The 14447-nt window shown below is 34.7% G+C and carries 14 protein-coding genes; 9 read left to right on the top strand and 5 right to left on the bottom strand.

The window, feature by feature from the left end; translation table 11 throughout:
* The first annotated feature begins 17 nt into the window (after positions 1 to 17).
* From QYS49_RS19035 to QYS49_RS19015, 5 genes are all read left to right on the top strand, one after another.
* Positions 18 to 206: a hypothetical protein gene (locus QYS49_RS19035; protein ID WP_308349574.1), complete on the top strand. Its 189-nt coding sequence runs from the start codon at positions 18 to 20 to the stop codon at positions 204 to 206.
* The gene (locus QYS49_RS19030; RefSeq protein ID WP_308349573.1) at positions 196 to 615 is read left to right on the top strand and encodes a DNA methyltransferase; all 420 of its coding nucleotides are present in this window, start codon (positions 196 to 198) and stop codon (positions 613 to 615) included. The genes QYS49_RS19035 and QYS49_RS19030 overlap by 11 nt, the downstream gene beginning before the upstream one ends.
* A 597-nt stretch (positions 616 to 1212) precedes the next feature.
* Positions 1213 to 1641: an energy transducer TonB gene (locus QYS49_RS19025; protein ID WP_308349572.1), complete on the top strand. Its 429-nt coding sequence runs from the start codon at positions 1213 to 1215 to the stop codon at positions 1639 to 1641.
* A 74-nt stretch (positions 1642 to 1715) separates the two neighbouring features.
* Positions 1716 to 2735 carry a hypothetical protein gene (locus tag QYS49_RS19020; protein ID WP_308349571.1) on the top strand — a complete coding sequence of 340 codons (1020 nt, stop codon included), beginning with the start codon at positions 1716 to 1718 and terminating at the stop codon, positions 2733 to 2735.
* A 188-nt stretch (positions 2736 to 2923) separates the two neighbouring features.
* Positions 2924 to 4090, top strand: coding sequence for an MFS transporter (locus QYS49_RS19015; RefSeq protein WP_308349570.1), 1167 nt, complete (start codon positions 2924 to 2926; stop codon positions 4088 to 4090).
* 129 nt (positions 4091 to 4219) lie between these two features.
* On the opposite strand, the gene QYS49_RS19010 is transcribed toward QYS49_RS19015, so the two are convergent.
* From QYS49_RS19010 to QYS49_RS18990, 5 genes are all read right to left on the bottom strand, one after another.
* Positions 4220 to 5158: a hypothetical protein gene (locus QYS49_RS19010; RefSeq protein ID WP_308349569.1), complete on the bottom strand. Its 939-nt coding sequence runs from the start codon at positions 5156 to 5158 to the stop codon at positions 4220 to 4222.
* A gap of 61 nt (positions 5159 to 5219) precedes the next feature.
* Positions 5220 to 6065: a DUF4197 domain-containing protein gene (locus QYS49_RS19005; protein ID WP_308349568.1), complete on the bottom strand. Its 846-nt coding sequence runs from the start codon at positions 6063 to 6065 to the stop codon at positions 5220 to 5222.
* A gap of 108 nt (positions 6066 to 6173) precedes the next feature.
* Positions 6174 to 7241: an ABC transporter ATP-binding protein gene (locus tag QYS49_RS19000; RefSeq protein ID WP_308349567.1), complete on the bottom strand. Its 1068-nt coding sequence runs from the start codon at positions 7239 to 7241 to the stop codon at positions 6174 to 6176.
* Positions 7222 to 8889, bottom strand: coding sequence for an ABC transporter permease (locus QYS49_RS18995; protein WP_308349566.1), 1668 nt, complete (start codon positions 8887 to 8889; stop codon positions 7222 to 7224). The genes QYS49_RS19000 and QYS49_RS18995 overlap by 20 nt, the downstream gene beginning before the upstream one ends.
* Before the next feature lie 3 nt (positions 8890 to 8892).
* A complete protein-coding gene (locus tag QYS49_RS18990) occupies positions 8893 to 9981 on the bottom strand; it encodes a Fe(3+) ABC transporter substrate-binding protein (protein WP_505307695.1) in 1089 nt (362 codons plus the stop codon).
* Between the two features lie 92 nt (positions 9982 to 10073).
* Here QYS49_RS18990 and QYS49_RS18985 point away from each other — a divergent pair, with 92 nt between their 5' ends.
* From QYS49_RS18985 to QYS49_RS18970, 4 genes are all read left to right on the top strand, one after another.
* A complete protein-coding gene (locus QYS49_RS18985) occupies positions 10074 to 11015 on the top strand; it encodes a LysR substrate-binding domain-containing protein (protein ID WP_308349564.1) in 942 nt (313 codons plus the stop codon).
* Between the two features lie 91 nt (positions 11016 to 11106).
* Complete coding sequence (locus tag QYS49_RS18980; protein WP_308349563.1) at positions 11107 to 11397, top strand: SEC-C metal-binding domain-containing protein; 291 nt, start codon at positions 11107 to 11109, stop codon at positions 11395 to 11397.
* 68 nt (positions 11398 to 11465) lie between these two features.
* Positions 11466 to 12275: a Cof-type HAD-IIB family hydrolase gene (locus tag QYS49_RS18975; RefSeq protein WP_308349562.1), complete on the top strand. Its 810-nt coding sequence runs from the start codon at positions 11466 to 11468 to the stop codon at positions 12273 to 12275.
* 471 nt (positions 12276 to 12746) lie between these two features.
* On the top strand, positions 12747 to 14270 hold the full coding sequence (locus QYS49_RS18970) for a GH3 family acyl-acid amido synthetase (RefSeq protein WP_308349561.1): 1524 nt from the start codon (positions 12747 to 12749) through the stop codon (positions 14268 to 14270).
* Positions 14271 to 14447 lie beyond the last annotated feature (177 nt).

The following is a 14447-nucleotide window of genomic DNA, read 5'->3' as shown; positions in this document are numbered from 1 at the left end:
AAATAAAAAGCGGGTTAGTGGTTTGGATAGTGTCAGATAAAACCAACAATGGTAGTGAATCAAGCGCTAACTTTAAGCAGGCTTTATCTTTTATGGAGGCAGGCTTTCGATTAATGGATACCATGACTTTCAAAAAACCTTCTAAAGATGCTAGTGGTAATAATAGTATATATTGGTATGGATTTAAATATATGTGTGTTTACTAAATGTGTTCCAAAGACCATTCATCTAATAAAAGACCGTAAAAATAAGAAGAGCCGTAATGGCGATAATGGAACCATACGTTTGGTAAACGGTACTTTTATAAAAATGGAAAAAGGCATATTTGGTGAATATGGCAGAAGAACCATTGTTTGGGAGTATTCTGTTGGCAAAGGACATAACTCAAAGAATCCAGAAGCTTTTGAGCTTCCTGCAATTTTTCCTGAGGACTTAGCTAAGGATCATATTTTAAGCTGGAGCAACCCAAATGATATTGGGTATGATTGTTTTATGGGCAGTGGCACCACAGCTAAAATAGCGCTCTTAACTAATCGAAAGTATATAGAAAGTAAAATAGCTCCGTTTTATTGCGATTTAGCTGATAAAAGACTTTTAAATACATACATAAAATAGAGAAGGAGAGGCTAGTGACGATATTTGATATTTAATAAGCGGTAATAACAAAAGCCCTCCTGACCTTCAGGAAGGAATAAAAATGTCTCAGGAAGCAATAATGTTTGCTCAGGAATGGTGGTAGATGCTCAGGAAGGAATATTGTTTGGTTTGCATTGGTTTTAATCATTGTCTGTAGGTGTCCTCCTAAAAAGGAAGAGTTTATCGCCATTGATTTGTTAAGCTGAATCGCCACATTCACTTTTATTTACCAATTATATAAAGCGAAACAAATAAGAAAAGACAGCCCAATAGCGATAAATCACAGAATAATTGGTAAGTTATTTAGTCGGTAACAATTTTTTACCAAGAAATGGGTGCTATTCTAAGGCTTTAGTCAATTTTCTTTACAATTTGATATTATTTCAGTTAGCTTATGTTAAATTTAGTCGTTAATAATAGTGACTTCCTTTAGCTATCAGAACTAGAGAATAATAAATATTAGAATTGCTGATAGTGATTTATCATGGTCCATTACGACAACAATTGGTTAGAATAAAATAATCAATTGAGAACAAATTACAGATTTTAAATTGTACCTATGATGTCGGCCTAATTATGAAAAATAGAATATTCATCTTACTATCATTTATTTTCTGGATTAACTTCTTTTCATATGGACAAAAAAGAGATTCAGTTTACAATTATAAAATTGCAGATATTAAAGCGAAACCAATTGGAGGACAAGAAGCCATTTATCGATGGATAATAGAGAATGTTAATACTGAATTGCTTAATAGAATAGATACGTTGAAATGTGAATTATTTAGGGATGGAAAGGTAATGGTAAGCTATTCAATAGATAATAATGGAATATTAATCAATCCAAGAATTGAATACGGACTCGGAGAACCCTATAATTCAGAAGCTTTGAGATTAATTAAAGAAATGCCGATTGATTGGATTCCAGGAACGAAGAATAGTGATACGATAACAATTAGGACTGCAACAACAATTTCATTTTGCCAGTCGAATGACAATAAATAATGAAACGTAACGCTAAGTGTAAAATGCATTTAAACGCATTTTACACTTAGCGTTTAGAAATTAAAACAAACAGTATGAATAGAACTTTATTTCTAAGTAGAAACTTAATTACTTTTGGAGTTCCGATTAGCCTCTTTGGAATTCTAATTTTATTAATAAAATCATCACTTCTGCAGGGAAATGAGATATTGGTCGTGGGAATTACGGCTGACCTGTTGCTGACTGTCCCTTTGGTTTATTTTCTGCTGATTCGCAAAACTGAAATCCCTAAAACCACTGTAATTCCTATAATGATCATTGGGCTTTTAATTGGTTCCTATTTCTTACCAAACGAAAGTCAATATTATCTTAATTTTTTTAAAAATTGGATTCTTCCAATTGTAGAAATTTCAGCTCTATCATTTGTAATCTACAATGTCAGGAAAGTAATAAAACAATATAAATCAAATAAAACTGAAGCCTTTGATTTTTTCACAACTTTAAAGAACACTTGCTACGAGATACTCCCCAAAAGAGTTGTAATTCCTATTGTAATGGAAATTGCTGTATTCTATTATGGATTTATTTACTGGAAAAAACGAAAATTGAAAGTAAATGAATTTTCTTACCATAAAGATAGCGGAACAATTGCATTACTGATTTCAATTATTTTTATAGTAGCTATTGAGACATTTGTACTTCATATTTTGCTCTCAAAATGGAGTGATATTGCTGCTTGGATTTTGACTTTTTTGAGTATTTATTCTGGAATTCAAATTCTGGGATTCTTAAGATCAATGTTTAAAAGACCTATATCAATCGAAAATGATCGATTGTATATTCGTTATGGAATTATGACGGAAACAGCTATTGATATAAAAGATATTGACTCCATAGAAATTTCATCAAAAGATATTGAGTTAAACAAAGAGACCAAAAAATTATCATTTTTGGGCGAGCTGGAAAGCCATAATATTATAATCCATTTAAAAAAGGAAAACGAATTGGTTGGACTCTATGGAATACGAAGAAAATATAAGAATTTGGCCTTTTACGTAGATGATAAAATTGAATTTACTAATCAAATAAACAAAGCTTTACAGTACGAGCCTTAACGTCCGATGTCATAGAAGTCAATATATGTATGAAAATAGAATTATTCTTTTTGGTATTTTTTTATCCTTATAGGATATAACTACTAGGTACAATCATTTCTTATAGAGAGTACCTTATTCTCCTTTTTTAATTTTACTAATCAATTAAAGAAGATGCATTATAATTCTAATTTGCTTTAATTCGCATCATGAAGCAAGAGCGTTTGATTAATCGCCCCTTTATAGCACTTTCATTCAGTGCTTTTTTATTTTTTGCCAGTTTCAATATGATAATCCCAATGCTGCCAGACTACCTTACCAGTTTAGGCGGAGGAGAGTATAAAGGATTAATTATTGCATTATTTACTATAACTGCGGGTATATCTCGACCCTTTAGCGGAAAATTAGCTGATAAAATTGGAAGGCTTCCAGTAATGATTTTTGGGGCTGTAGTATGTTTCGCAGCTGGGCTTGCCTATCCATTTGTAACGGGTGTGATGGCCTTTTTTGCTCTTCGACTTCTTCACGGATTTTCCACTGGCTTTACTCCCACAGGAAATGCTGCTTATGTAGCTGATATAGTCCCCATTAACAGAAGAGGAGAGGCTTTGGGTATTATTGGAGTCGCTATAAGTGTTGGGACAGCTACTGGTAATGCTTTAGGAGGCTATATCGGCAGTGTCTTCCCGATTGATTATGTGTTTTATGCTTCCGCAGCCACAGCCTTAATGAGTATTATTATTTTGGCGGGAATGAATGAGACTTTAGCAGACAGGGTGCAATTTAATTTTAGTTTACTCAAACTCAAGAAAAATGAAATTATTGAAAAAAGAGTTTTAGTACCAGCGATTTATATGGCACTTAGTGTGTTTTCTTTTGGATTAGTGCTGACCATAATGCCTGATTATAGTACGCATTTAGGGATTAGTAATAAAGGATTATTCTTTGCAGTATTTGTATTGGCTTCTTTGGTTGTTAGAATAGTTGCAGGGAAGATTTCGGATAGAATAGGAAGGGTTAAAGTATTGAAGGTTTCTTCTTTTTTACTTTGCATAGCTATGGTGTTAATAGCTTTTTCCAATTCATTTATTAGTCTAATGGGAGCAGGTGTTATTTTTGGATTTGCAGTAGGAATGAATTCACCAACTGTTTTTGCATGGGCGATAGATTTAGCAGAAGACAATAAAAGGGGAAAGGCCTTGGCAACGCTTTATATATTCCTCGAAATAGGAATTGGAATGGGAGCATTTATTTCAGGCTGGGTGTATAGCAATGATACTCTCTTTTTTGAACGGACTTTTTATACGGGGGCTGCAGTTGCTTTAATTGGTTTTGTCTATTTGAATGTTGCTACTACTTTGAAAAAGATGAAATAATTGTGCGGTTAAGAAGATATTTTATGCTTTAAATTGAGAAGCTTTTCAAATATATAAAGGAAGAATGCCGCTATGATTTAAATAGCGGCATTCTTATTTAATTTTTTTTATAAAAATGAAAGAAATAAATTAAGATTCACAATCTGCATTGTTATCATCGGGATTACAATACAGACTCGGCATTAATTTCCCACCCCATTTTGCTCTTAAAATTGCATTATTGTTATTGTTTGAAGGGTCATTATCCCAAAAACTAAATCCAAATTTCTCTCTATGAAACCATGGACCAGTATGTCCTCCCCAAAAACCTTCAGCTCTTAATGTGCTACAAAATGCTCTTGAAAATTTTATTGACCAAGGGATGTTTGATTTTGGGCCACTGAAAACACCTTCTGCTCCAGCCTGTGTAGAACAGCCATCATGACCTTCTGGTAAATATGAAATCTGGTCTTCTAGGTCTGGAATAAAACTAGCACCACAATGTGCATTAGCTGATCCTTGACATGGACCGTAAGCTGTCCCATTTTCGCCAGGATATTTTTCATCCCATATAGTGGTGAATTTTCTTTGATCGCCCCATAATGCGCGTGCAAATAAGCAATGATCTTTTTTTATTTGGCGATCTTCAGAGGTATAGCCTACCAATGCTCTAATATGATTAATAGCAATTCTGTGCCATTCATCTACTTCCGCTTTAGTGGGTTTATTGACATCTTCAAAGGGGTTGTTTTTATAAAAAACTTCTCGAATACCGCGAATTTGATCTCCACTTGGACAAAGACAGTCTGCAAATTTATCCTGACTCATTGTGGTTGGGTCATATACAGTACCATCCCATTCTGCCTCACCCCATGATTCAGCAGTTAACCAACCCACTCCATTAGGGGCATGAGAAGTATTTGTTCCGCCTTCAAATGGCTTTGTATCAAAGGTAGTCCAATCCGCTTGATCGGGAGTGTATTGTTCCAGGTTGGAGTTGCTATTATCGATTTTTACATCATTTTCTTTACAACCCAAAAGCGTAATACCTATAAAAAATAATCCGTATAAATAATTGTTAATCTTCATCCTAATTCATTAATAAAAATTGTAATTGATTGTTTATATGCTTTTAATTTCAGTAAATTATTTAATCTAAAAGCCCAAAAACCTCTTCTAAAATGCTAGTTACTCTAGCATTTACATTGTTTCTTATATTGGCTTCTTCATCTTGGACTTTTAAGAACAATCCATCTAGTCCCTTGCCAGTTGCATAAGCCGATATATCCGATTCTTCTATCGTTTGAATTCCAGCTATTGAGCCTAATGTTGGGTTTTCTAATAGACTAATTTGAACAGAGGTGTTTAAAATATTATTGTATTCGCTAATAAAATTTCCATAAAGCTCTTCCACGGTTCTATTTCCAATAGTCACAGAATTAACTGCATTATCGACTTTTGGTTCAAAAGTATTAAAAAGAGATTGATAAGTATTATCAACTAAATAGGCTGTAGCGGCAGTGTCAGATCCATATAATATGTTTTCTGCATCAGTAATGGTGATACCTCTAATCGCATCAAAAAAGATGGGACCTGCTTCTTTTGCTGCTTCTTCTGCTGCCCGATTTAAACCCAGAATCAATTCTTGTTCCTTTCCTGCTAAACTACTAATGCCCAATAAAGGAATGCCTTGATTATAAATCTGCTCACCCGTAATAGTGCCGATCAAAAAAGTATTTATCTCTATTGCTTTAAGAGCTGCTATTTGCGACTCTAATTCATCAGGTAGAAGGATTTTTACTGCTTCATCTTTCAAATAACCATCTAAAACGGCTAGTTTGGAAGTAGCCGTATCTGTACCAACTCTTAAGGCCTCTTTTAAACCTTCTGCAATATCGATGGTGTTTTCTTGCTCTTCTATTGCGTCATTTAAAAAATCACATGATGTTAAATATAGAATAGAAAGTATTAGACTGAGTGTAGTTAGATGTTTCATAAATGATAATGTTTTATATCATATAAATATCACAAATATTCAGCCAAAAGGATAATTACTTGTGGTGGAATTTAAGACAGGAGTAATGAAATAGTTGTTATTCCATAATTAACTCACCAAACCAGGATACCAACAAGTATCCAATACATGAATTTTAGATGGGTTGAACCTGAGGGAAATATTATCGTTTTTGTCAAATAATATTTTTTCGTGTGCATGAATCACTACATGTGTTTCAGCACCAATATCAGCATGAACCTGTTGGTGATCTCCAAAATATTGTGCTAATACTACTTTAGCAGGGAAAGTCCCTTCTTGTTCTTCAGTAAGGATTTCAATATTTTCAGGTCTAATGGCAATTAAAACCTGTCCCTTTTTGTCGGTTTTCGCTCCTTTGATTTCACCAGCTTTCAGTTTGTAAGTACCATTTTCTGCAGTAGCATTCATGGCATTTATTTTTCCGAAGAAGCTAGCAACATATAGGTTTTTAGGGGTTTCATACAATTCTCTTGGAGTGCCAACTTGCTGGATTTTCCCATCTTTCAAAATGGCTATTCTATCAGCTGAAGAAAGGGCATCTCGCATGTCATGTGTCACGAATAAGGCAGTAGCACCCGCTTTTTTAATAATACTTCTGACTTCTTCTCGAACCTGATCTTTCAATACGGCATCCAAATTACTAAATGGCTCATCCAATAAAATCAAACCTGGGTTTGGGGCAAGTGCTCTGGCCAAGGCCACTCTTTGCTGTTGTCCTCCTGACAAATGATGTGGATATCGGTTGGCATAACTGCTTAAGCCTACCATATCGGTGACTTCTCTAACCCTATCATTCAAATTGGGAAATTGACTTTTGGATAGACCGAATTTTATGTTTTCTGCAACGGTTAAATGTGGAAAAAGAGCATAATCCTGAAAAACCATTCCGATTTTTCTTTTTTCTGGTTTCATGCTAAAATTATCATCCACCACCTTATCACCATTAATTGAAATCTGCCCTGAACCTGCTTCTTCAAAACCAGCTACTAGTCTTAATAAAGTGGTTTTTCCGCTACCACTTTCTCCAACTAAAGCCAAAAGTTCTCCTTTATTAACAGTCAGGCTTGCATTGTTGACCGCATACTGAAGCTTTTTACCAAATCTTTTATATAAATTTTTAATTGATAATACTTCCATCAGCTTTAGTGTTTTTCATTAAGCGATTCAAAATAATAATGGGTATGGTGCCAATAACGATAATGATAAGCGAAGGTGTTGCAGATTCGGCAATCATTTCATCGCTCGCCAACTCGTAAGCTTTGGTTGCTAATGTATGAAAATTAAAAGGTCGTAAAATTAAAGTAAGCGGTAATTCTTTTAAAATATCCACAAAAACCAAAATTCCCCCAGATATCAATGCGCTTTTTATTAAGGGTAAATTTACTTTCAAAAGGGTTTTGAATGAGCCTGCCCCTAAAGAATAGGAAGCTTCATCAATGCTATCCCCTGTTTTCTTGAAGGCTGCTTCAATGGGGTTCAAAGAAACTGTTAAAAAGCGAACAATGTAAGCAAAGGTGAGTGCAAAGATGGTCCCGCTAAAAATCAATCCGATTTTCATATTAAAACTATCTTGCCAGGTACTGATCAAGAATTTATCCAATCCCAATAATGGAATCATAATACCAATAGCAATGACAGCTCCCGGAATGGAATAACCTAATGCGGCAAATTTTGCCAATAGACTAAAAAATCTATTTTTATTTACTTTTACTGCGAATAAAATTATCACAGAAAAGCTCACACATAAGACAGCTGCGAGTAATGCCAAACCAAAACTATTGGCCATTAAGATCAGAAAATCAAAATCAATAATTTTCTTTATGGTTTGGAATGACCATAAGATTAATTGAAAAACTGGAGCTAGAAATCCTAAAAACAAAGGTATGAAGCAGACCATCCAGGCGAAAAATTTTTTCCAGCCTTTCAATTGGTATCTTTTGAGTTGCCTTCCAATTCTGGCGCCTTCATCAAACTTCACTTTTCCTCTCTGCAATCTTTCTGCCATGATCATGATGAAAATGAATGCCATCAAAATTCCAGATAAATTAATGGCGGAATTTGGATCTCCAAAAGAAAACCAAGCCCTGAAAATTCCTGTGGTAAAAGTACTAATACCGTAATATTTTACGGCACCGTAATCATTTAAAACTTCCATCATCACTAATGAAAGTCCCCCGATAATGGCGGGTCGACTGATAGGCAGCGCAATTTTAAAAAAGGTTCTCCATGAAGAACTGCCTAAAATTCGGGAAGCCTCCAATAAAGTAGCAGATTGACTCATAAAAGTCGATCTGGCTACCACATAAACATAAGGAAATAATACTAATGACATTACCACTGCTACTCCCCAGAAATTCATGATATCAATATATACTAAATCTGAAAAGCCTATATCTCTTAGGAAAACTTGAATGGGACCTGTGTAATCAAAAATACCGGCATAAGTATAGGCGGCAATATAAGTAGGGATAGCAAGAGGTAAAATTAACATCCATTCGAATTGCCTTCTAAATGGAATATTGGTTGTGCTCACAATCCAGGCAGCGGAAATGCCCATGAGCAAGGTGAGAATGCTTACAACTATTACTAAGCCGATTGAGTTGATGATGTAATCAGCCAATACGGTATCAACAAGATGACCCCAAACACTGTCTGTAGTTTCCTCAAAAAGCTTAAAGAAAAGGGTATAAATAGGTAAGCCAATAATCAGAACCAATGCAATTAATGCAAAGGACCAACCATTGGCATACTTTTTAAATTTTAAAAGTGACTTTAGCTTACTCACAAATTATTTCCAACCCGCTCTGTCAAATATTTTTACTGCTAAATCATTATTTTCGCCTAAAACTGAAAGGTTTAATGTATCCCTTTTGAAATCTCCCCATTCCTTTAATGTTGGAGCCCATTCCACTTTTTCATTTACTGGATACTCATAATTTACACCTGCAAAAACTTTTTGAGCTTCTTCTGACACTAAGAATTCAATGAATTTAACTGCATTTTCTTTATTTGGTGCATATTTAGCTACTCCAGCTCCACTTACATTAATGTGTGTTCCTCTTCCATCCTGGTTAGGAAATAAAATCTTAACTGCTTGAGCAACTTTCACTTCTTCTTCGCTAGAAGAATTTAACATTTTACCTAAATAGTAGGTGTTAGATACTGCAACATCACCTTCTCCAGCATAAACTGCTTTGATTTGATCTCTATCTCCACCTTTAGGATCTCTTGCCATGTTTTTCACCATTCCATTAGCCCATTCTGTAGCCGCTTCTTCTCCATTATGTGCAATGATAGAAGCCATCAAAGACTGATTGTAGATATTAGATGATGAGCGAATTAATAATCTTCCATTGATATCAGGATTAGCTAAAGATTCATATGTAGAAATCTTTTCTGCACTTATTTTTTCAGGATTATAAACGATTACTCTACCTCTAATAGTTAATCCAAACCACTGGTTATCTACATCTCTAAGATTTGCGGATATAGTATTGTTTAAAGTTTCAGATTCAACTGATTGTAAAAGATCAGCTTCTTTAGCTCTGTGTAATCTACCGGCATCCACGGTGATCAATACATCAGCTGGAGAATTTTCGCCCTCTAATGTCATTTTTTGAATTAATTCATCTGCATTGGCACTTACAACATTCACTTTAATGCCTGTTTTTTCTTCGAACTCTTTGAAAAGTTGTTGATCAGATTCGTAATGTCTGTGGGTATAAACATTTACTTCCTTGCTTTCTTCTGTTTCTGATTCTCCTTCTTTATTGGAGCCTTGAGAACAAGCCCAAAGGGTGCTTATTGCTAATAGCGATAGAATTAAATTTTTCATTATAGTTGTTGGTTTTAAAATTTCGATGGCAAATTTAATCATAATTGGATTAATTCTAAATAATAAAGCTATTATTTTGATTCAATTATTTAAATTGCGTTCATAAATAATTTTTATAAAAATCTTCCAAATATATGAAGGCTACCATTTCTCAACTCGAATATATCATTGCTCTGGACACCTATCGGCATTTTGGGAAAGCTGCAGAGAACTGCTTTATAACTCAGCCCACCCTAAGTATGCAAATTAATAAATTGGAGGATAATCTTGGCGTAAAAATTTTTGATAGAAGCAGACAACCTGTTGTTCCCACTGAATTGGGTGCTATGATTTTAGAACAAGCCCGCAAGGTGGTGAACGAAGCTAAGAAAATGGAGGAAATTATTGAAGACCAGAAGAAAGAAGTATCTGGTGCTTTGAAAATTGGAGTTATTCCTACAATTGCTCCTTATCTTTTGCCATTATTTGCCAAGAGCTTCATGAATAAATATCCGTCCATTAATATTCAAGTTCAGGAATTATTAACAGAAGATACATTAGCGAAAATAAAATCGGAAGCAATTGATGTGGGAATAGTGGTGGGGCCTCTAAATGATAGCGCTTTTAGGGAGATCCCAATTTATTATGAGAAATTTTTAGGTTATGCTCATAATACTGACCTAGAACCAGCTGATAAACCAATTTCGGGTAAGGATTTAGAAAACAGTGAGCTTTGGCTGCTCAATGAAGGCCATTGTTTTCGTGAGCAGGTTTTAAATATCTGCCAAAACAGAAATTTCGATAATATTTTAAATTACCAAAGCGGTTCTTTAGAGGCTTTAAAAAGAATGGTGGATAAGCAAGGAGGGGTTACGCTCTTGCCTGAATTAGCTACTTTGGATTTATCGCCTAAGGATAGTAAAAAGCTTAGGATCTTTAAAAAGCCGACCCCTTTCAGAGAAGTAAGTCTTGTGATGAAAAGGGATTTTTTAAAAAGAAGGATAATTGAAGCATTACAAAAGGAAATAGTAGATCATCTCCCAGAAAACATGAAGCAAAGGGAAGAAAATGAAATTCAGGTTATAAATTGGAGGTAAAGGTAGATTGAGAAATAGGCTATTTGAAAATAATATTCTACTTCATATCTAAATTTTTTGTAAATTAAGTTCCGAAATAACAGTAGTCCAAATGAAGAAAGAATTAGGTAGAAACGAACCCTGCCACTGCGGTAGCGGGAAGAAATATAAAAATTGCCATATGGGCAAAGAGTCCTCTGGTATCAATAGTAATAAGAACCTTATGTACATTGCCATAATGGTGGTTATTGTAGCTATAGCTGGTTTTTCAGTTTATTATAACGCGCAACAAAGCCCTTCGCAAAACAGGAATTCAAATAGTGGACCAGTTGCCCAACCTCCAGGCGAAGCACCTCCGGGTAAAGTTTGGTCATCCGAACATGGACATTGGCATGATAAATAAGCTGTCGGATTGTTTTGAACCGATTCAAAAATAGTAGTTTTGCTTTTGGAAAATTTTAGCGCACGAATATGTTCAAAGCAATTTGCACAGATATTGACGGAACCCTTTTAAATCCGGAAAGAGAGTTATCGAAAAGGACAATTGACATCATTAAAAGTATTAAAGATGATGTTTCAGTGATATTGGCTTCAAGTAGAATGCCTGCCGCTATGCGGCATCTGCAGGAGACTTTGGATATAATGGACCAACCTTTGATTTGCTATAATGGAGGCTATATTATTTCTCAAAGAGAAGGAGTTAAAGTATTAGATTCTGTAAAAATCCCCTTTGCACTATGTGAATTCATTGCCAAATGGAGCCATAACAAAAATTTGCATGCAGGTTTTTATTTGGATGATGATTGGTTTGCTCCTTCTGAAGATCAGTGGACTAAAAGAGAAATCAATAATACCAAAGTGCAAGCCTCTATTTTCTCGGGTTTGGAATTAATGGAAAGCTGGAAAGCTAATGACCATGGAGCCCATAAAATCATGTGTATGGGAGAGCCTAAACTGATTGATCATTTGGTAGCGGAATTGTATTCTATGGATGCTCCCTTACATCTTTACCGCTCTAAAGATACCTATCTGGAAATTGCTCCTTTGCAAATCTCAAAAGCTAGTGCTTTAACCCAATTAATAAAGCAAGAACTTAATATTGAAATGAAAGATGTTATTGCTTTTGGGGATAATTATAATGATATCGAAATGTTACAGGCAGTGGGCTGTGGGGTGGCAGTAGGCAATGCAAAGGATGAAGTGAAAAATATTGCTGATGAAATAACACTGCCAGGCAAAGAAGACGGGGTAGCCGCAACCCTTGAGAAATATTTTGGTTAGGATTAGAGTGTTTACCGCTACTTTTTTGCTGGTTCACATTATTAATCAAAATATTGGTTTTTCACTAAAATTGACTATAAATACTTTATACGAACTTAAATAAGGATTAAATAAGTCTAATTATTTTGTTTAGTTTATTAAATGCTAACTCCCCCACTTTCGCCTTAAGCGAAAAAGCGGGTGGGAGGGTAAAATGGCGGGCCAGCGGTGGCCTTTGCGGGTAGTAGCATCATTTTACCTAGATTTTTTGTATACTTTTTCATCAATGGAAAAAGTATAAACGGATTTGCGTGTAGAGATTTACTCTTTTTTCCTTGAATCTGCACTTTAGGACATCCTATTACATAGAAATAGTAGATGAAATCACCCTTTCAGGGAAAGAAGATGGGGTTGCCGCAACCCTTGAGAAATATTTTGGTTAAAAGAAGAAGTTGTTACTTCTGCAATATATTTTTCACTTAACATTTTTTCATGGAAATCATCAGTAATATTATTAAAAGAGCAATTGATGTTGGGAGCAGGCTTAAAAAACATGATTCGCCAATTGAAGCGCAAAAAGAAACTTTAAAAGAGTTGCTCCAAAAATCAAAAGACACTGCTTTTGGGAAGTATTACGGATTTGAAAATTTATTAAAGGAGAAAAATCTAGCTCAATCCTTTGCAGAGGAAGTGCCTTATCATGATTATGATGATATGGAATTTTGGTGGAAAAAATCCCTAGAAGGCAAAGAAGATGTTTGCTGGCCAGGTAAAGTAAAGCATTTTGCAGTCAGTTCAGGAACTACAGGTCATAGTAAACATATTCCCGTTACAGATGATATGCTGGAAAGCATTAGAAATGCAGGAATTCAGCAAGTTTTAAGCTTATCAAATTTTAAAAATTTACCCGAAAGCTTTTTTACCAAGCAAATTTTAATGTTGGGTTCCAGTACTAACTTGGATGAAGTAAATGGTCATCTGGAAGGCGAAATTAGCGGGATAAGTGCTTCTAATATCCCTAATTGGTTTCATAATTTTTATAAACCTGGTGAGGAAATCAGTAGCATTGATGATTGGGACGAAAGAGTTGAAGCCATTGCTAAAGAAGCAAAAAACTGGGATATAGGTACCATTTCAGGTATTCCATCATGGATAGAGCTGATGTTGCAAAAAGTAATAGAATATCATAATGCAGATTCAATTCATGATATTTGGCCAAATTTAACCGTTTACACTTCAGGCGGTGTTGCGCTTGATCCTTATAAAAAGAGTTTTGAGAAATTATTTGACAAACCAGTTCAATACATCGACACCTATTTAGCCTCTGAAGGATATTTGGCAACCCAAACCCGCCCTGATACAGATGCAATGGAATTGCTTTGTGATAATGGTGTTTATTTTGAATTTGTGCCATTTGATGAAGATAGCGTTTTAGAATCAGGCAAAATTAATCCTGAGCAAAAAGCAGTAGGTATTTCTAAAGTAGAGGAAGAAAAGGAATATATCTTATTGATTTCTACGGTAAGTGGAGCATGGCGCTACATGATAGGCGATACAATAAAATTCACAGACGTTTCAAAAAATGAAATCAAGATAACGGGAAGAACAAAATTCTTTTTGAATGTGGTAGGTTCTCAACTTTCAGTAAATAAAATGGATGATGCCATTGAAAGCCTTAATGAAAACTTCTCATTGAATATTAAAGAATTTACTGTTGCAGCAGTGAAAGAAAATGATGAATATATTCACCATTGGTATTTGGGGTTGGATGAAGTTAAAAATGATTTAGATCATGAGGCAATCCAAAATCATTTGGATGACCATCTTAAAAACAGCAATAAGAATTATAAAGTCGCACGCGATAAAGCTTTGAAAGATGTTAAAGTTAGCTTGATTTCTGCAGATAAATTTTTGGAATGGAATGATGCCAATAAGCATAAAGGCGGTCAAGTGAAAATGGCTAAAGTGATGAAGGAAGATGCTTTTAGGGAATGGCAAGAGTTTGTTGAAAAATAATTTTTGATTCTTAAGTAAAGATTTCCCTTAAGCACTGTTTTTAAACAAACAGCCTTAGGCTGTTCTTTTGTTTTCTTTTGATTCTTTGTGGTAATATTATCAATGCCTTAGGCTGTAAAATAAGTCATTGAGATTTTTCAGCAATAAGTGAAAGCTAACTGTCTTTAAAGTTTTATT

It is taken from the genome of Marivirga salinae (assembly GCF_030503855.1).
Classification (GTDB): Bacteria; Bacteroidota; Bacteroidia; order Cytophagales; family Cyclobacteriaceae; genus Marivirga; species Marivirga salinarum.
Note: the sequence above shows the minus strand (reverse complement) of the source record. Positions and strands in the feature narration are given on the sequence as shown.

Bases quoted from the DNA above. Each gene is read 5' to 3' on its own strand.
- QYS49_RS19025 (WP_308349572.1), top strand. From the start codon at position 1,213: ATGAAAAATAGAATATTCATCTTACTATCATTTATTTTCTGGATTAAC.
- QYS49_RS19010 (WP_308349569.1), bottom strand. From the start codon at position 5,158: ATGAAGATTAACAATTATTTATACGGATTATTTTTTATAGGTATTACG.
- QYS49_RS18985 (WP_308349564.1), top strand. From the start codon at position 10,074: ATGAAGGCTACCATTTCTCAACTCGAATATATCATTGCTCTGGACACC.
- QYS49_RS18990 (WP_505307695.1), bottom strand. From the start codon at position 9,981: ATGATTAAATTTGCCATCGAAATTTTAAAACCAACAACTATAATGAAA.
- QYS49_RS18980 (WP_308349563.1), top strand. From the start codon at position 11,107: ATGAAGAAAGAATTAGGTAGAAACGAACCCTGCCACTGCGGTAGCGGG.
- QYS49_RS19020 (WP_308349571.1), top strand. From the start codon at position 1,716: ATGAATAGAACTTTATTTCTAAGTAGAAACTTAATTACTTTTGGAGTT.
- QYS49_RS19005 (WP_308349568.1), bottom strand. From the start codon at position 6,065: ATGAAACATCTAACTACACTCAGTCTAATACTTTCTATTCTATATTTA.
- QYS49_RS19015 (WP_308349570.1), top strand. From the start codon at position 2,924: ATGAAGCAAGAGCGTTTGATTAATCGCCCCTTTATAGCACTTTCATTC.
- QYS49_RS18970 (WP_308349561.1), top strand. From the start codon at position 12,747: ATGGAAATCATCAGTAATATTATTAAAAGAGCAATTGATGTTGGGAGC.
- QYS49_RS19000 (WP_308349567.1), bottom strand. From the start codon at position 7,241: ATGGAAGTATTATCAATTAAAAATTTATATAAAAGATTTGGTAAAAAG.
- QYS49_RS18975 (WP_308349562.1), top strand. From the start codon at position 11,466: ATGTTCAAAGCAATTTGCACAGATATTGACGGAACCCTTTTAAATCCG.